General features: G+C 68.1%; 19 protein-coding genes. 9 read left to right on the top strand and 10 right to left on the bottom strand.

All coding sequences use genetic code 11. The features are described 5' to 3' along the window. Positions 1-4 precede the first annotated feature (4 nt). The 3 genes from ACI3KT_RS07675 to ACI3KT_RS07665 all read right to left on the bottom strand — a co-directional run bounded on the left by ACI3KT_RS07675 (position 5) and on the right by ACI3KT_RS07665 (position 2,593). On the bottom strand, positions 5-502 hold the full coding sequence (locus ACI3KT_RS07675) for an HNH endonuclease (RefSeq protein ID WP_307298300.1): 498 nt from the start codon (positions 500-502) through the stop codon (positions 5-7). A gap of 322 nt (positions 503-824) precedes the next feature. Next, the gene (locus ACI3KT_RS07670) at positions 825-1,688 is read right to left on the bottom strand and encodes a M23 family metallopeptidase (protein WP_404903443.1); all 864 of its coding nucleotides are present in this window, start codon (positions 1,686-1,688) and stop codon (positions 825-827) included. Between the two features lie 203 nt (positions 1,689-1,891). Continuing rightward, positions 1,892-2,593, bottom strand: coding sequence for a metal-dependent transcriptional regulator (locus ACI3KT_RS07665; RefSeq protein WP_292906391.1), 702 nt, complete (start codon positions 2,591-2,593; stop codon positions 1,892-1,894). A gap of 99 nt (positions 2,594-2,692) precedes the next feature. Here ACI3KT_RS07665 and serC point away from each other — a divergent pair, with 99 nt between their 5' ends. Further along, the gene (serC, locus tag ACI3KT_RS07660) at positions 2,693-3,805 is read left to right on the top strand and encodes a phosphoserine transaminase (RefSeq protein WP_404903441.1); all 1,113 of its coding nucleotides are present in this window, start codon (positions 2,693-2,695) and stop codon (positions 3,803-3,805) included. Positions 3,806-3,981: 176 nt separating this feature from the next. On the opposite strand, the gene ACI3KT_RS07655 is transcribed toward serC, so the two are convergent. Both ACI3KT_RS07655 and ACI3KT_RS07650 read right to left on the bottom strand, forming a co-directional pair. Then, positions 3,982-4,668: a DUF3027 domain-containing protein gene (locus ACI3KT_RS07655; RefSeq protein ID WP_404903439.1), complete on the bottom strand. Its 687-nt coding sequence runs from the start codon at positions 4,666-4,668 to the stop codon at positions 3,982-3,984. Continuing rightward, complete coding sequence (locus tag ACI3KT_RS07650; protein ID WP_292906397.1) at positions 4,652-5,032, bottom strand: cold-shock protein; 381 nt, start codon at positions 5,030-5,032, stop codon at positions 4,652-4,654. The genes ACI3KT_RS07655 and ACI3KT_RS07650 overlap by 17 nt, the downstream gene beginning before the upstream one ends. A gap of 96 nt (positions 5,033-5,128) precedes the next feature. Between ACI3KT_RS07650 and ACI3KT_RS07645 the strand changes: the two genes are divergently transcribed. From ACI3KT_RS07645 to ACI3KT_RS07620, 6 genes are all read left to right on the top strand, one after another. Further along, positions 5,129-5,398 carry a multidrug ABC transporter ATPase gene (locus ACI3KT_RS07645; RefSeq protein ID WP_292906399.1) on the top strand — a complete coding sequence of 90 codons (270 nt, stop codon included), beginning with the start codon at positions 5,129-5,131 and terminating at the stop codon, positions 5,396-5,398. A 10-nt stretch (positions 5,399-5,408) separates the two neighbouring features. Then, the gene (locus ACI3KT_RS07640; protein ID WP_404903437.1) at positions 5,409-7,109 is read left to right on the top strand and encodes a helicase-associated domain-containing protein; all 1,701 of its coding nucleotides are present in this window, start codon (positions 5,409-5,411) and stop codon (positions 7,107-7,109) included. An 11-nt stretch (positions 7,110-7,120) separates the two neighbouring features. Then, on the top strand, positions 7,121-8,761 hold the full coding sequence (locus tag ACI3KT_RS07635) for a DNA repair helicase XPB (RefSeq protein WP_307298309.1): 1,641 nt from the start codon (positions 7,121-7,123) through the stop codon (positions 8,759-8,761). A gap of 67 nt (positions 8,762-8,828) precedes the next feature. After that, the gene (locus ACI3KT_RS07630; RefSeq protein WP_292906405.1) at positions 8,829-9,515 is read left to right on the top strand and encodes a response regulator transcription factor; all 687 of its coding nucleotides are present in this window, start codon (positions 8,829-8,831) and stop codon (positions 9,513-9,515) included. Positions 9,516-9,553: 38 nt separating this feature from the next. Continuing rightward, positions 9,554-11,254 (top strand): sensor histidine kinase, encoded by a 1,701-nt coding sequence (locus tag ACI3KT_RS07625; RefSeq protein ID WP_404903435.1) that lies wholly within the window; start codon positions 9,554-9,556, stop codon positions 11,252-11,254. 141 nt (positions 11,255-11,395) lie between these two features. Continuing rightward, positions 11,396-11,683 carry a WXG100 family type VII secretion target gene (locus ACI3KT_RS07620; protein WP_292906409.1) on the top strand — a complete coding sequence of 96 codons (288 nt, stop codon included), beginning with the start codon at positions 11,396-11,398 and terminating at the stop codon, positions 11,681-11,683. A gap of 141 nt (positions 11,684-11,824) precedes the next feature. Here the strand turns inward: ACI3KT_RS07620 and groL are convergent, their stop codons facing one another. From groL to ACI3KT_RS07600, 4 genes are all read right to left on the bottom strand, one after another. Further along, positions 11,825-13,444, bottom strand: coding sequence for a chaperonin GroEL (gene groL / locus ACI3KT_RS07615; protein WP_292906411.1), 1,620 nt, complete (start codon positions 13,442-13,444; stop codon positions 11,825-11,827). A 124-nt stretch (positions 13,445-13,568) separates the two neighbouring features. Beyond that, positions 13,569-14,147, bottom strand: a complete 579-nt coding sequence (locus ACI3KT_RS07610; protein ID WP_404903433.1) for a LytR C-terminal domain-containing protein — start codon at positions 14,145-14,147, stop codon at positions 13,569-13,571. 9 nt (positions 14,148-14,156) lie between these two features. After that, the gene (locus ACI3KT_RS07605; RefSeq protein ID WP_307298317.1) at positions 14,157-14,414 is read right to left on the bottom strand and encodes a DUF3263 domain-containing protein; all 258 of its coding nucleotides are present in this window, start codon (positions 14,412-14,414) and stop codon (positions 14,157-14,159) included. A 9-nt stretch (positions 14,415-14,423) separates the two neighbouring features. Further along, positions 14,424-15,416, bottom strand: a complete 993-nt coding sequence (locus ACI3KT_RS07600; RefSeq protein WP_404903432.1) for a DUF2332 family protein — start codon at positions 15,414-15,416, stop codon at positions 14,424-14,426. A 56-nt stretch (positions 15,417-15,472) separates the two neighbouring features. On the opposite strand from ACI3KT_RS07600, the gene msrB reads away from it, so the two are divergent. Together msrB and ACI3KT_RS07590 are read left to right on the top strand one after the other, a co-directional pair. Next, complete coding sequence (gene msrB / locus ACI3KT_RS07595) at positions 15,473-15,877, top strand: peptide-methionine (R)-S-oxide reductase MsrB (RefSeq protein WP_292906414.1); 405 nt, start codon at positions 15,473-15,475, stop codon at positions 15,875-15,877. Next, a complete protein-coding gene (locus ACI3KT_RS07590; protein ID WP_404903430.1) occupies positions 15,874-16,476 on the top strand; it encodes a nitroreductase family protein in 603 nt (200 codons plus the stop codon). The genes msrB and ACI3KT_RS07590 overlap by 4 nt, the downstream gene beginning before the upstream one ends. Before the next feature lie 4 nt (positions 16,477-16,480). Here ACI3KT_RS07590 and ACI3KT_RS07585 read toward each other — a convergent pair whose 3' ends face one another. Then, a complete protein-coding gene (locus ACI3KT_RS07585; RefSeq protein ID WP_307298323.1) occupies positions 16,481-16,921 on the bottom strand; it encodes a MarR family winged helix-turn-helix transcriptional regulator in 441 nt (146 codons plus the stop codon). Positions 16,922-16,935: the final 14 nt, after the last annotated feature.

The following is a 16,935-nucleotide window of genomic DNA, read 5'->3' as shown; positions in this document are numbered from 1 at the left end:
TGGATCACGCCGCGAGAGCGAGATACGGCTCCCACCGGGGATCGCTGCGCTCGCTCCCCCGCACCGTCCACGACGTCCCGTGCGGGGGACGCGGCGTGAACCGCAGCTCCCAGTGCATCTCCTGGGGAGTGCGGTTGCTCTTGACGTTGTTGCAGCGCAGGCAGCAGGCGACGAGGTTCTCCCAGGAGTCTGCCCCTCCGCGCGACCGCGGCAGAACGTGATCGATCGTCGACGCCGCCTTGCCGCAGTAGCCGCACCGGTGGTTGTCGCGACGCAGCACCCCGCGTCGAGTGACCGGCACCCGCCTGCTGAGCGGCACCCGGACGTACCGCGAGAGGATGATCACCGCCGGCCTGTCATAGACGCCGTGACTCCCCCAGACAGGATCGTCATCGACCCGCTCGATCACCGTGGCCTTGTCGTTCATGACCAGGACCAAGGCTCTCTTGAAAGACACGATCGCAAGCGGTTCGTATCCGGCGTTCAGGACCAGTGTGCGCATTCGTCATCCTCTCGATCCGCCGGGACGGCTTCCCGGCACTCTCGACTCACACGAGGCCGCGCAATCGGCAGAGCGATCGCAGGGACGAAAAAAGGCGCCGTCTTAGAGACAGCGCCTTGCGCGCACGGCAGCACCGTGGCGTCCCTGCGGCCGATGCTGAAGGACGTGACGACCGAGGGCATCCATGGTGCGGATGCTCGGTATCTGTTCCATCAGCCTCTCCCGTCAGTGCGACAACGGGAACAGGCTAACCCATTCCCCTGTGGACTGGGCGAAACTCCGGGTGAACGCTCTGAGGCGTGTCCGCGACGGATGCCGGGGATCAGCCGGCGTTGGCGGCGAGCCAGCCGATCGGCTCGACCAGCGTGCCGTTGATCTTGACCTCGAAGTGGAGGTGGTTAGCGGTCGAGTGGCCCGTGCTGCCGACGAGCCCGATGAGCTGGCCCGCCTCGACGGTCTGGCCGACCTCGACCTGACGCGTGCCATAGGTCATGTGGCCGTAGGTGGTCGAGACGCGCTGTCCACCCACCACGCTGTCGATCACGACGCCCACACCGTATCCGTAATAGCTCTCGGAGGAGACGCGGACCACACCGGCGGCGGCGGCGTAGATCGGGGTGAGAGCGGGGCACACCATGTCGGCGCCGTTGTGACCGCTGCCGAGGGTGCGGCTCACGTTGTACGATCCCTGCGGCAGCGGGTAGCGCACCTCGCCGGAGCCGGGCGACACCAGGGCGTATTTGCTGACGTCGAAACCAGTGGACGCGGACGCGGTGGACGCCGCGGCAGCCGCGCGCGCTGCGGCGGCCTCTTCCGCCTTCTTCTTCTCGATCTCTTCAGGCGTCGTGGCCGTGAAGGCCCCGTGCACGAGGGGGGCGGCCGTCGCCTCGGACGCCACGATGAGGGACTGGGCGTCGACGGCGGCGAGTTGCTGAAGGGTCGTCGCCTCTTCGGCCGGCTTCGACTGGGCGTACGCGGGAAGGGCGATGGCGGCGACGAGAGCGCCCACTGCGCCGAAGATCGCGACGGAACGGAGCGGCTTCATGACGCTGCGGGCCGGTGTGCGAGCGCCCGTACGACGGGCGACTGAGCGGTCTTCGGTTGTGTTCGCGGGCGATTCGATGTCTGCGGCCAAAATCATGTCCTCCAGGGCCTGCACGCTCGGGTAGCGCTGGCTCGTCGGCACTCTGCTTCTCGTGGCACGAATGTAGCTCGGGGTACTTTGTGCGTTTTCACCGCGAAGACGACGAGCCTGAAAGGCGACCATCGCGGGTAACCGCCAGCGGGCTTCTTCGCTGGCGACCTGTCCGAGGTTACCGGAAGATAACGATCGTGTCACCCTGCAAAGCTGTTAATCGCCGGGGAGCAGGTTCGCGGAGGGGTCGAAGGTCAGGCGGGTTCTCCGACGAGGAAGATGTGCGAGGCCAGTTCGACGGGAAGCTCGAGCCCTTCTTCCTTGCCTTCCATCTGGATGAGGACGTACCCCTCGTTGAAGCGGTAGTCGCCCTTCGCTCCGGGCATGACGCCCGCATCGCGCAGCTGCTCGAGCAGTTCCGGATCGACCTGCGCAGGCTCGGCGAGACGGCGCACTGTGCCCTCGATGGGTTCGCCCGCCGCAGTCAGCTTCTGCACGAGACCGATGACGCCCTCGTCGAACGTGCGTGCGGGCAGGTCCCCGAGCTGGTCGAGACCGGGGATGGGGTTGCCATAGGGCGACTCGGTCGGATGACCGAGGAGTTCCACCAGCCGCCGCTCGACCTGCTCGCTCATCACGTGCTCCCAGCGGCAGGCCTCTTCGTGGACGTATGCCCAGTCGAGCCCGATCACGTCGGAGAGCAGGCGCTCGGCGAGACGATGCTTGCGCATGACGTCGACGGCCTTGCGCCGCCCTGCGTCGGTGAGCTCCAGCGTGCGGTCTTCGGACACGACGACGAGTCCGTCGCGCTCCATGCGGCCCACGGTCTGGGACACCGTCGGACCCGAGTGCCCGAGACGCTCGGAGATGCGCGCCCGCAGCGGCACGATGTTCTCCTCCTCGAGTTCGAGGATGGTGCGGAGGTACATCTCCGTGGTGTCGATCAAGTCGGTCATCTGGCCCTCCGGGTCTTCTTAGGCAAGCCTACATTCCTGCAGGGACATCGGCGCGTCACGCGGCGAAACCCCGCCGGCCGCGCACCCTAGAATCGACCCATGGCGATCGAGATTCCCCGTGACCTCCTGCCCGCAGACGGCCGCTTCGGATGCGGCCCCTCGAAGGTGCGGCCGGAGCAGCTCGATGCGCTCCTCGCCGCGGGCGCGAGCGTGCTCGGCACCTCGCATCGCCAGGCGCCGGTGAAGAACCTGGTCGGGAGCGTTCGCGAGCAGCTCGCGACCCTCTTCCGCCTTCCCGACGGCTACGAGATCATCACGGGCAATGGCGGCTCCACGGCGTTCTGGGATGCTGCGGCCTTCGGCCTCATCGAGAAGCGCAGCCAGAACCTCGTCTTCGGCGAGTTCGGCGGCAAGTTCGCGTCGGCTGCCGCGGCGCCCTGGCTGCAGGCCCCCGACGTCCGCAAGGCCGAGCCCGGATCGCGCGTCGCGGCCGAGATCGTCGACGGCGTCGACGTGTACGCATGGCCGCACAACGAGACCTCAACCGGCGTGTCCGCCCCGATCGAGCGCATCGCGGCGGCAGGTGCGCTCACCGTCATCGACGCGACGAGCGCGGCGGGCGGCATCGACTTCGATGCCGCGCAGGCGGACGTCTACTACTTCGCACCGCAGAAGAACCTCGGATCCGACGGCGGCCTGTGGTTCGCCGCTGTGTCCCCCGCGGCGATCGAGCGGATCGAGCGGATCGCGGCATCCGACCGCTACATCCCCGAGTTCCTCAGTCTGAAGAACGCGGTCGACAACTCCCGCCTGAACCAGACGCTGAACACCCCGGCCCTCACGACGCTGCACCTGCTCGACAGCCAGCTCCGCTGGATCCTCGCAGGCGGCGGGCTGGGGTGGGCTGCGGCCCGCACAGCGGAATCCTCCGGCGTGCTGTACGACTGGGCGGAGGCCAACCCGGTCGCGACGCCGTTCGTGGCGGATGCCGCGCACCGCTCCCCCGTGGTAGTCACGATCGACTTCGATGAGACCGTGGATGCCGCTGCTGTCGCGAAGACTCTGCGCGCCAACGGCATCGTCGACACCGAACCGTACCGAAAGCTCGGCCGCAACCAGCTGCGGGTGGCGACGTTCGTCTCCATCGAACCTGACGACGTGCGTCAGCTCACCCGCTCTCTCGACTACGTCCTGGAGAACACCGGCGCCTGACACGCGAGCGTGCCGTGGAGTTCCCCACGGCACGCTGTCAGCGCTTCTTCGCGTGCCGAACGATCAGCGCGGCTGATTCACGCACCGGAGCCCGCATCCGGAGAGCGGGTGCTCCGAGGCGCGCCCCTCCCGCACCCGCGGGCGCGGCTGCCTGCTGTCAGGTGGCTGACGGGAGGTCACTCCTCGTCGTCGGAGTCCCTCGCGGCAGCGTCCGACTCGTCATCGTCCGACTCGTCGTCATCGTCGGAATCGTCATCGTCGTCATCAGACTCGTCATCATCAGACTCGTCGTCGTCGAAGCCTTCATCGTCATCCGACTCGTCATCGTCCATTACGGCCGAATCGTCGAGCTCATCGATGTCCACGCCGTCGAGATCACCCGCGTGCAGAGCGCGCGGCTCGTCACCGTCGAGCAGGTCGTCGTCGATGTCATCATCATCGTCGTCGTCGTCGAGGTCATCGTCGTCGAGACCCTCCGCCTCAGCCGCGACGAGATCGTCGAGCTCGTCGGCGGCGGCAGCTGCGGCCTGCTCGGCAAGCTCCACCTGATGGGCGCGGTACTCGGCGAGCCGCTCGGCCCATGGCACCCACTCGGGCGCCAGCAGCGCCCCGTCACCCGGGAGCAGTTCGACCTCGAGCACGGTCGGCTCCTCGTCGTCGACGCGGGCGACCGTGACGGTCCAGTACCACCCCGGGTACCCGGGCAGGCGGTTCGCGAAGCGCAGCGACACCGAGCCGTCGTCTTCGAGCAGGTAGCCCGCGGCAGGGCCGATGGACGAGGCCGGCGTGATCTCACGCAGCGCATTCAGCGCGAGATCATGAGCATCGAGGAGACGCTGGTCGGCGTCAGGCGTCGAGGTCATCGGCGACCTTGCGCAGGACGGCCGCGATCTTGCGGCTGTGGCTGGAGGAGGGGTACCGGCCGCGGCGCAGATCTGCGCCCATTCCGTCTAGCAGCTTCACGAGATCCTCGACGATGATCGCCATGTCGTCGGCCGGCTTGCGCTTCGCCTTGGCGAGACTCGGCGGGGCCTCGAGGACCCGCACCGACAGCGCCTGCAGGCCCCGCTTGCCGTCTGCCACACCGAACTCCACGCGAGCGCCCGCCTTCACCGCCGTACCCGCAGGCATGGCTGATGCGTGCAGGAAGACGTCCTGACCGTCATCGGTGGCGATGAAGCCGAAACCCTTGTCTTCGTCGTAGAACCTGACCTTGCCGGTGGGCATGGGAGAAACCTCGCTGAGTCGGTGTGGAGATATGGCGCGCTCGAACGGAGCGCCCTCCTCAAGCCTAGCGGTCGCCGACGCACTAGGCTGAGAAGGATGAGCACGCCGACTTCAGAGCCCGAGATCCGCAGGGTGGACCGCATCCTCGCGTTCACTGCGCTCGGCCTCATCGCCGCCTCGATCCTCGGATTCGTCTCGATCATGATCGGCACCGCGAACGGCATGGACGAAGCCGCCTTCGCGGAAGGCGCCTGGCCGTTCATCGCGAGCATCCTGTACTGGGGTCCTCCGCTCGCCTTCGTGCTGATCGTCACGCTGCTCATCATGAGCTTCGTACGGAAGGGTCGCGCGGCATCGCGATCCTGAGGAATCACACATGAGCACGCACGCCCGACCGCTGGCCGAATGGCTGGCCGCGGCGAGCGATGACGAGCTGATCGCCCTCCTCCGAGCCCGCGGGATTCGCCCGGACGTCGGCTGGCAGGACTTCTTCGACGCTGCAGAAGCGCTTCTGGAGCCCTCGGCCCTGAACCGCGTACTGCCGACGCTCACATCCGCAGAGGCCTCGGCGCTCTTCGCGGCCGCCTCCGGAGCGGATGCCGGACGGCAGCGAACCGCGCTCATCGCGCTCGGTCTGCTGCAGACCGACGGAGCGCCCTTTCCGCCCGTGACGGCCGCAGTGCGCGACCGCCCGGTTCCGCAACCACCGCAGGACAGCATCCCCCGCGCCTCGACGGAGGACGCCGCGGCGCACGCCGCCGAGCGCGCCCTCACCACGGTGGCTGCCGTCGCCGACCTGCTGCTGCACGCGCGCGACAAGCCGTTGACACTTCTCTCCGGGGGCACCGTGAGCGCCGGAGAGAAGAAGCAGCTGGCCGAGAACGGCATCCCGGCGGAGTCCGTCGACTCCCTCGTCCAACTGGCGGTCGACGCAGGCCTCGCCGCCGCCGACGGAAAGCGCATGGGCACGACCGCCGCCGCAGAGCAGTGGCTGCGTTTCTCGGTGGCGGAACGCTGGAGCGCGCTCGTCGGAGGCTTCCACGACTCGATGCCGCGCGGCATCCGCTCGCCCTCCGGCGGCTGGACCGCACCATCCGCGTGGCCCTCGGCCTATCCCTGGGACCCGGCCTGGCCCGAGCGCAGCGCCGCGTTGCGCGAACGCGCCCGGCTGCTCGCCGTCATCGCGGACGACGGATCAGAGCCCGCCTGGTCGGCGCCGATGCGAGCGGGGGCCGAGCCCGACGCCCGCGAACTCACCGCGCTTCTGCCTGCGGAGGTCGACCGGATCTTCCTCCAGAACGACCTCACGGCGATCTCCCCCGGGCCCCTCGCCCCCGCTCTCGACGTGCGACTGCGCACGATCGCCGATCGCGAATCCGCAGCTCAGGCTTCGTCCTACCGGTTCACCGGCGAGTCGATCGCCCGCGGCGTCGTCGCCGGCGAGACGGAGAAATCGATCCTCGACTTCCTCAGCGGGATCACTCTGACAGGCATCCCTCAGCCGTTGCACTATCTGGTCGCCCAGACCGCGCAACGTCACGGACTGGTACGGGTGTCGACGGATCTGGAGACGGGCCGGACGCGCATCGACAGCGTCGATCAAAACCTCATCGAGGCGATCGCCGTCGATCAGGCGCTACGGCCCCTGGGGCTCACGAAGCACGTCGGGTCGATCACCTCGCGCGTGGGGCGCGACACGGTCTACTGGGCGCTCACCGATGCACGCTACCCGGCGACGCTGGTCGACGAGAACGGACAAGCCATCGCAAGCGACCGGCATCCGCTGGCCCCCTCGGCCACACCGTTCCCCGACTACTCGGCGCTGATCGGGGCCCTACGAGCGCATCAGGGCCCAGACGCGGATGCCGCATGGCTCGACAGAGAACTCGATGCGGCCGTACGAGCGCACGCCGTACTCAAGGTCGTCGTCGGGATGCCGGACGGATCGACCAGAGAGCTGATCATGGAGGCCACAGGACTCGGCGGAGGACGTCTGCGCGGCAGGGACCGGGCCGCCGACGTGGAGCGGACGCTTCCCGTGTCCAGCATCCGATCCGCCACCATCGTCGCGCAGTAAACTGGACAGCTATGTCTGATGGCCCTCTGATCGTCCAGAGCGATCGCACAGTCCTGCTCGAGGTCGCCCACGCGGATGCCGAGAGCGCCCGCCACGAGCTCGCGATCTTCGCCGAACTCGAACGCGCCCCCGAGCACATCCACACCTATCGGATCACCCGCCTCGGCCTGTGGAACGCCCGAGCCGCGGGACACACCGCTGAGGACATGCTGGATACCCTCGAGCGCTGGTCGAGGTTCCCGGTGCCGCCCTCGGTGTCCGTCGACCTGCGCGAGACGGTGAACCGCTACGGGCGCCTCGTGATCGAGCGCGACGACGAGGGCACCCTGATCCTGCGCTCCAGCGACCCGGCCGTGCTCACGCAGGTCGCGAACAACAAGCGCATCCAGCCGCTGCTGATCGGACACCCGGCCCCCGACGTCTACGCGGTCGACGCCTGGGCGCGCGGCCAGATCAAGCAGGAGCTGCTGAAGATCGGCTGGCCCGCCGAAGACCTCGCCGGGTACACCCCGGGCACCCCGCACGAGATCGACCTCGACGAGGACGGCTGGCAGATCCGGCCGTACCAGCAGGATGCCGTCGACGCGTTCTCGAAGGACGGCTCCGGCGTCGTGGTGCTTCCCTGCGGCGCGGGAAAGACGATCGTCGGAGCAGGTGCGATGGCGGCGACAAAGACCACCACCCTGATCCTCGTGACCAACACCGTGTCGGCGAGGCAGTGGCGAGACGAGCTGCTCAAACGCACCTCGCTCACTCCGGAGGAGATCGGCGAGTACTCGGGCCAGGCCAAGGAGGTCCGGCCGGTCACGATCGCCACCTATCAGATCCTCACCGCGAAGCGGAAGGGCGAGTACGCGCACCTCGCACTGCTCGACGCCCTCGACTGGGGACTCATCGTCTACGACGAGGTGCATCTGCTCCCCGCCCCCGTGTTCAAGCTCACGGCCGACCTGCAGGCCCGTCGACGCATCGGCCTGACAGCCACGCTGGTGCGCGAGGACGGGCGCGAGGGCGACGTCTTCAGCCTCATCGGGCCCAAGCGCTTCGACGCCCCATGGAAGCAGATCGAGGCGCAGGGCTTCATCTCCCCCGCCGCCTGCTACGAGGTGCGCGTCGACCTACCGCCGAGCGATCGGCTCGAGTACGCGGCGGCGACCGACGACGAGCGGTACCGCCTGGCGGCATCGGCCCCAGCGAAGATCGACGCGGTCAAGGAGCTCATCGCGAAGCATCCGGACGAGCGGATCCTCGTGATCGGCCAGTACCTCGACCAGCTCGACACCCTCTCGGAGGCGCTGGACGCGCCGCAGATCACGGGTGCGACGCCGGTCGACGAGCGCGAGGAGCTCTACCGGCAGTTCCGCGTCGGCGAAATCCAGCTTCTCGTCGTCTCGAAAGTCGCGAACTTCTCGATCGACCTCCCTGAGGCCTCGGTCGCGATCCAGGTGTCGGGTTCGTTCGGCTCGCGGCAGGAGGAAGCCCAGCGGCTCGGGCGGCTGCTGCGGCCCAAGCAGTCGGGTCACACCGCCAGCTTCTACACGCTCGTGGCGCGCGACACGATCGACCAGGACTACGCACAGAATCGACAGCGATTCCTCGCCGAACAGGGGTACAGCTACACGATCATGGACGCCGACGCGATCGCCGCCTGACACCCCCGACCTCGCCGCTCCGGCAGATAATCAGCATCTGCATGTGCGAAGTCACCATAATGGGGACATGACAGCTGCCCGCATCCTGGTCGTCGATGACGAACCGAACATCCGCGACCTGCTCTCCACGGGTCTCAGCTTCGCCGGATTCCAGGTGAAGACGGTGGCCAACGGCGCCGCCACCATCTCCGCCGTCCTCGAAGAGGAGCCCGACCTCATCATCCTCGACGTGATGCTGCCGGACATGAACGGCTTCAGCGTCACCAAGCGCCTGCGCGGCGCCGGCTTCACGGCCCCGATCCTCTTCCTGACGGCCAAGGACGGCACGGAGGACAAGATCGAGGGGCTCAACGCCGGCGGTGACGACTATGTCACCAAACCGTTCAGCCTCGACGAGATCGTCGCCCGCGCTCAGGCGATCCTGCGCCGCACGATGCAGGCCGACGAGGAATCGATCATCCGGGCAGGCGAGCTGTCGATGGACCAGGACACGCACGACGTCCAGGTCGGCAAGGAGTCGATCGAGCTCAGCCCGACCGAGTTCAAGCTGCTGCGCTACCTCATGCTGAACCCGAACCGGGTGCTGTCGAAGGCGCAGATCCTCGACCACGTCTGGGAGTACGACTTCAACGGCGACGCCGGCATCGTGGAGAGCTACATCTCGTACCTCCGTCGCAAGATCGACCCGCACACCGAGGAATCGGTCATCCAGACCAAGCGCGGCTTCGGATACATGCTCAAGGTCGGCAAGTAGCCACCGCCCCTCACAGACGTCGACCATGGGAGGACCGCATGGCGCACAAGCCTGACGCGGTCACCCGCTGGTGGCGGGGCATCAGCCTGCGCGCCAAGGTCACGGGCGTCACCGTCGGCGTGCTCGCCCTGGGCCTGCTGGTGGCAGGCCTCGGGACCGCGCCCTTCCTGCGCAACTCGCTGATCGACAACATCAACGCGCAGTTGACATCGCTGGCTTCGACGGACCTCGTCTCGCGCTACTTCGACGTGACCGCCTCGGGCGACGAGACCGTCTACACGCAGACCGACACGCCTCGGGACTTCTCGTTCGCGATATACGACCCTGTCACCGGGGTCCTCCAGGCCACCGCCGGGAGCGCGAACGGCGGCGACACCCCGCTCTTCCCCGCCAGCTATTCGCTTCAGGAGGCCGTGGCGAATCAAGACGTGATCATCCCGCTCGAGGGGACGAAGGGCACGAGCTTCCACGCGGCCGTCGCGAACGCGCAGGGCTCCGGCGGCGGAGCGGTGCGCATCCAGCTGGTCGCCATGCCGCTCTCCGCAGCGGACCGCATCATCAGTCAGTACTTCGGCATCTACGTCACGGTGGCGCTCGTCACGATCGTGATCGCGGCCCTCCTCATCCGCGGGCTCGTCACCCTGACCTTCCGTCGGCTCGGCCAGGTCGAGTCCACCGCCATGTCGATCGCGGCGGGCAACTTCAGCCAGCGGCTGACCGACCTCGAGCCCACGACGGAGGTCGGCCGGCTCAATGCGGCGATCAACGCGATGCTCGACCGCGCCGACCATTCGCTCGCCCAGCGCGACCGCACCGTGCGCCACATGCGCCGTTTCATCGGCGACGCCAGCCACGAGCTGCGCACGCCTCTCGTCAGCGTCCGGGGCTACGCCGAGCTGTATCGCATGGGGGCGATCAAGGGCGAAGAAGACACGGCGCGCGCCATGGAGCGCATCGAGAAGGAGGCGATCCGGATGGGCGTGCTCGTCGAGGACCTCCTCGCCCTCGCCCGACTCGACGAGGAGCGCGAACCCGAGATCACGTCGATCGACCTGCGCCCTGTCGCCCGCGACGCTGCCCTCGATGTGCAGGCGGCTGCTCCGGGGCGCACCGTGACCGTCGTCGACAAGACGCTCGAAGCGCCTCTCACCGCTCCCATCACACGCCCCGTGCTGCCGTCGCCCGCCGCACCCTCGTCCACTGCGCGCGGCCTCTCCCGGGCATCACTGGCGCGGCTGCGCCGCCGTGCGCGCAACAGCGCTCCTGAGATGCCGGCGATCGACTTCAGCGAGGTCGAGGACGTGCCGGTGCGCACACCGCCGATCGTGCTGGGCGAGGAGAACAAGGTGCGACAGGTCGTCGCGAACCTGCTCGGCAACGCACGCCGATTCTCACCAGACGAGAGCCCGATCGAGATCGTCGTCGACGCCGACCGCGTCCGCGGCACCGGGAGCATCGCGATCGTCGACCACGGCGAGGGAATACCACCGCAGATCCGCGATCAGATCTTCGAGCGCTTCTGGCGAGCGGACACCTCGCGAGCACGCGAGACCGGCGGATCGGGCCTCGGACTCGCGATCGTCGCCTCGATCGTGAAGGCCCTGCACGGCAACGTCACGGTGAACGAGAGCCCCGGCGGAGGTGCGACGTTCACGGTGACGTTCCCGCTCGCCCCCTCGCGCGCGACTCCCGAGCACCTTCTCGAAGACACCCAGCCCCTCGAACCGCTCGAGCTCTGAGACCTCCCCTGCACATCGGCGGCACTTCGCCGATTGTGCACACCTCGTGGCGATCGGAGCGGAGAGAGCCGATGCCGGCCTCCGCCCTTCTCTAGCGTCGGAACCCACAGATCGAAAACCCCGCAGATCAAAGGAGTTCCCATGTCCGTCTTCACCGTCGACACAGAAGCCGTCGCCACCGCGCAGGGCTCGACCCGCGCCACCATGGAGCGGCTGCAGAGCGAGTCCGCGACCCTGATGGCTCAGCTCACGCAGCTCGAGTCGTCGTGGTCGGGTGCCGCGTCGGTCGCGTTCCAGAACTGCGCGCAGCAGTGGCGCGGTGCGCAGCTGCACGTCGAGCAGGTCCTCGAGTCGATCGGCACCGCCCTCGGCGGAGCGGCGACGCAGTACGCCGACGCCGATCAGTACTCTGCGAGCCTGTTCCGCTGACCCCCGAAAAGCAGAAACGCCCCGGCCTGAGCCGGGGCGTTTCTGTCTAGTGAACTCTGGGTTCCTGAGCCGGGGCCCCGCGCCCGGAGGCTCCGGGCAGCGCGCTGGCGCTGTCTGGAGTGGGGCGTGGGGATCGAAGGATCAGAAGTCCATGCCGCCCGACGGGTCACCCATCGGAGCCGAAGCCTTCTCGGGCTTGTCGGCGACGACGACCTCGGTGGTGAGGAAGAGGCCGGCGATCGAAGCGGCGTTCTGCAGAGCCGAACGCGTCACCTTGGCCGGGTCGATGATGCCCGCGGCGAACATGTCGACGTACTCGCCGGTCGCGGCGTTCAGGCCGTGTCCCGACTCCAGGCCGGCGACCTTGTTCGCGACGACACCCGGCTCGAGACCGGCGTTGAGAGCGATCTGCTTCAGCGGAGCCTCGATCGCGACGCGGACGATGTTCGCGCCGGTCGCCTCGTCGCCCGTGAGCGAGAGAGCGTCGAGGGCCTTGGTGCCCGACTGGATCAGCGCGACGCCACCACCGGGGACGATGCCCTCCTCGACGGCTGCCTTCGCGTTGCGGACGGCGTCCTCGATGCGGTGCTTGCGCTCCTTGAGCTCGACCTCGGTCGCCGCACCCGCCTTGATGACGGCGACGCCGCCGGCGAGCTTGGCGAGACGCTCCTGCAGCTTCTCGCGGTCGTAGTCGCTGTCGGTGTTCTCGATCTCACGACGGATCTGCGTGACACGACCCTCGATCTGGTCTGCCTCACCGGCGCCCTCGACGATCGTGGTCTCGTCCTTGGTGACGATGACCTTGCGTGCACGACCCAGGAGGTCGAGCGTGGCGTTCTCGAGCTTGAGGCCGACCTCTTCGGTGATGACCTGACCACCGGTGAGGATCGCGATGTCCTGCAGCTGCGCCTTGCGGCGGTCGCCGAAGCCGGGAGCCTTGACGGCGACCGACTTGAAGATGCCCTTGAGCTTGTTCAGCACGAGGGTCGCGAGAGCCTCGCCCTCGACGTCCTCGGCGATGATGACGAGCTCCTTGCCGTCCTGGATCACCTTGTCGACGATGGGCAGAAGGTCCTTGATGTTCGAGATCTTCTGGTTCGCGATCAGGATGTAGGCGTCCTCGAAGACCGCCTCCTGACGCTCGGGGTCCGTCACGAAGTACGGGTTCAGGTAGCCCTTGTCGAAGCGCATGCCCTCGGTGAGCTCGAGCTCGGTGCCGAAGGTCTGGGACTCCTCGACGGTGACCACGCCTTCCTTGCCGACCTTGTCGATCGCCTCGGCGATGAGCTCGCCGATGGCGGGGTCAGCAGCCGAGATCGATGCGGTCGCGGCGATCTGCTCCTTCGAGTCGATTTCCTTGGCGCTGGACAGCAGCTCCTCGGTGATCGCGGCGACGGCCTTCTCGATGCCGCGCTTGAGCGAGATGGGGTCGGCGCCGGCCGCGACGTTTCGCAGGCCCTCGCGGACGAGTGCCTGAGCGAGGACGGTGGCGGTGGTGGTTCCGTCACCTGCGACGTCGTCGGTCTTCTTGGCGACCTCCTTGACGAGCTCCGCGCCGATCTTCTCGTACGGGTCGTCCAGCTCGATCTCCTTGGCGATGGACACACCGTCGTTCGTGATCGTGGGAGCGCCCCACTTCTTCTCGAGCACGACGTTGCGACCGCGCGGGCCGAGCGTCACCTTGACGGCGTCGGCGAGGATGTTGAGGCCGCGCTCGAGGCCGCGGCGGGCCTCCTCATCGAAAGCGATGATCTTTGCCATGAGTTTTGTCGTCCCTCCTGGACGTAGACGTTGGGTTTAGCACTCAGAGTGAGAGAGTGCTAACGCCATTCTGGCACTCGACACCTTCGAGTGCAAGCCGCCGGAGAGGGAGACGGGCACCGCCTCAGGGCGCCGGCGTGTCCTCAGGGGCGGCCGGAGCAGAACTTACGCGGTCGAGGCCGATGACGACGGTCATCTGCTTCTGGTCGGTGGTGTTCTGATCGGCGTAGAAGTCGCTCTGCTCGACCTCTGCCCCGCCGAGGAGGTTGGCGAGTCCGATCGCGGCCAGCTCGTCAGCAGCGTCGACGTAGTACACCGTCGTCGTGGAGAAATCCTGGCTCGTGCTGTCGCTGGCGAACACGATGCCCGCCGGCCAGCCGCTGTTGATCAAGGTGTCGCGCATCTGCGTGTCGAGCCCCTCGTCGGTCGTCGCGTTCAGGATCACGACCGAATAGCTCGTGTCGACCACGCCGGTCTCGATCGGCGTGGGAGTGGAGCTCGGCACCGCCTCGGGGAACAGGCTGATGCGCCCCATGACCACGAGAGAGCCGAAGATGCCGCCGATGATGAGCACGAGAGCGGCCACGAACGACCACAGCAGAACGACCCAGCCGTTCATGCCCGGAGCCTCGGCACGGTGCGCCCCTACTCGTCCAGTCGAACGGGGGACGTCATCGAATCGGTCTCGAGTGGGCTTGGACACCCCTCGATGCTAGCCGACGAATCCTGGAGACCGTGTGGAGCGCTGGAACGCCCGGGCGTCGCGGATGCGACGGAGTCGGGCGACCAGCATCGGGTCGTATCTCAGCGCCTCTTCCGAGTCGATGAGGCGGCCCAGCAGCTGGTAGTAGCGTGCCGCGCTCATTCCGAGCTGGGCGCGGATCGCCTCCTCCTTCGCGCCGCTGTGCCGAGGCCACAGGGTCTCGAGCGCGAGGATGGCGCGGTCGCGCTCCGTCATCTCACCCAGCATGGGAACAGACTAGATCGCCGCGGCGTGGATGCCTGCGCGCCACTCCCATCGGCGCCCGAGCGGGTCGGATGCCGCGCGCACCGCACCGTCGAGGGCGACGACGAATCCCGGCCAGGTCTCGGCGTCGACTGCGGGGTCCCATACATCCAGGAGCCCTGGTGGATCGATCGTGATCCATCGCGCGGGCAGCCCGCGGATGCGCTCGACGAGCGCCGTCCTCGGCTCGCGCGGGATGTGCACGAGCACACCCGGCGTCGTGATCACGAGAGTCGCCTCGGCGGGTGCCGAGCGCGCGAGCGCGTCGACTTCGGCGAGCGCGTCGCCCGCGATCAGCAGGGGCGGATCGGATGCCGCGATGTCGAGTGCCGCGGTGACGCGCTGCTCGCGCCCCTCCTCCCCCGGCCACACGAGTCCCTGCAGCCAGCGCCGGTCGCGGTCGTCAGCCGCATCCAGAGGCGTGAGGTCGATGCCGGCGCGCCACACGACTCGCGGCAGGCGCATGGGCGGCAGGGCTCCCGTGACGACGCTCTCCAGCACCACCGGCGACGGGCCCGATTCCGGATCGAGCGTCCGCCGCACAGCGCCGGCCGCATCGATGAACCGGTACGAGTAGCGGTCGGGGTACAGGCACAGCCCTGCCGACGCCCCGATCTCCAGCAGCGCGATCGGCCCGTCGATCTCGCTGAGGACCGGGAGCAGCGGGGAGAGCCGCAGCGGCTCGTTGGTCTGCAGCCGCCTCGCCGTGCACTCGGCGACGATGTCGTCCGCGTGTGCGAGCACGAAGTCGCGCCACGCGCCGAAGCCGTCCAGGCCTGCCCCGAGCATCCGGGTCACGGCGAACACCAGCGGCGGCTGTCGCCTGTTCTCGGGTATCCGTTCGATAACCCGACTGACCGCACCGTCGGCGGCGACGCCGCGCGCCCACTCGGCGTACAGTTCGCTGCGCCCTGGCGCCTCCTCCTCGGCGAAACGCGCGTATCGGCGCTGCACGGCATCCGTCATCCCTCCATTCTCGTCGCACTGCGCCCGGCCACAGGCAGACGCGAGAGAATGGGTCCATGTCGTACAGCGTGGACAAGACCGAAGAACAGTGGCGCGAAGAACTCGGCGCCGATCAGTACGCAGTGCTGCGCCAGGCCGCGACCGAGCGTGCATGGACCGGTGAGCTGCTCGACGAGAAGCGCGCCGGGCTCTACACCTGCGGCGCGTGCGGTGCCGAGCTCTTCAAGAGCGGTACGAAGTTCGACTCGGGGTGCGGCTGGCCGAGCTTCTACGAGTCGATCCGCCCCGAGGCGGTCGAGCTCATCGAGGACACGAGCCTGGGCATGTCGCGCACGGAGGTGCGCTGCAGGAACTGCGGTTCGCACCTGGGCCACGTCTTCCCCGACGGCTTCGGCACGCCCACCGGCGACCGCTACTGCATGAACTCGATCGCCCTGAACTTCACGCCGGACGCCGAGTGAGCGCGCTCGAGGCGGTCCGCTCTCGCCAGTCCTGGTCGAAGGTCACCGAGCTCGCACCGGGCCGAGAGGAGCTCCTGCAGCTCGTTGCAGCCGCCGGCCGGGTCGCTGACCACTCCTCGTTGCGGCCCTGGCGCCTGATCGAGCTCCGCGGTGCGGATCGCGAAGTGCTGGGCGCTGCGATCGCGAAGGCCGAGGGCGACTCGTCTCCGTCATCGAAGCCGCTGCGCGCCCCGCTCCTCATCGCCGTGGTCGCGAGCTACCGCAAGAGCGAGAAGGTTCCGCGGTGGGAGCAGGAGGCCGTGGCCTCCGGTGTCGCGCACACGCTGAGCCTGCTGCTCGACGAGGCCGGCTGGGGCGTGCTGTGGCGCACAGGGCACTACACGCGCTCGAAAGCCGTCGCCAAGGCGCACGGCCTCGGCAAGGATGAGGAGCTGCTCGGCTGGCTGTACGTCGGCGGCAAGCCCGCCGGCAAGCGCCCGGGCCGCCGCAAAGCCGTCGACGCCCGTCGTCTTCTGACGCGACTGCCGAATCCCGAGAAGGCGTCAGCGAAGGCCGACAAGCCTTCCAAGAAGTCCAAGAAGAAGAAGAAGAAGAAGTAGCCGCTCAGCCGCCCAACGCGGCGAGGAGATCGGCGAAATGATCGAGGTCGTCGGCTGACCACACGCGCAGACGCTCGCCGAGTCGCTCCTCGTAGCGCGCCCGCGCGGCGGCGACCCGCTCCTGAGCGAGGTCGGTCGCCACGAGAACCCGCGCACGGCGGTCGTCGGGGTCACGGACGCTCTCGACCAGCCCCAGCTCCTCGAGCTGGCGCACCTGGCGGCTCACCGCCGACTTGTCGGTCTGCAGGCGCTCGATGATCGCCCCCGCAGAGGTGGCCTTGCCGGTCGCGATCGACGTCAGAACCTGGTAGCCGAGCGGCTGCAGGTCGGGATGCACGGTGACTGCGGCTTCACGCCAGCTCACACGGATACGCGCGAAGAGTCCGGCGAGCTCGTGCTCGACCCTGGCGACGGCGAGATCGAGATCGGACGGTTCTTCGGTCATGCTCGCCAGTGTAG

This window comes from Microbacterium sp. ZW T6_19, assembly GCF_044987465.1.
In the GTDB taxonomy this organism is placed as follows: Bacteria; Actinomycetota; Actinomycetes; order Actinomycetales; family Microbacteriaceae; genus Microbacterium; species Microbacterium natoriense_A.
This window is presented reverse-complemented; position numbering and strand designations above follow the sequence as displayed.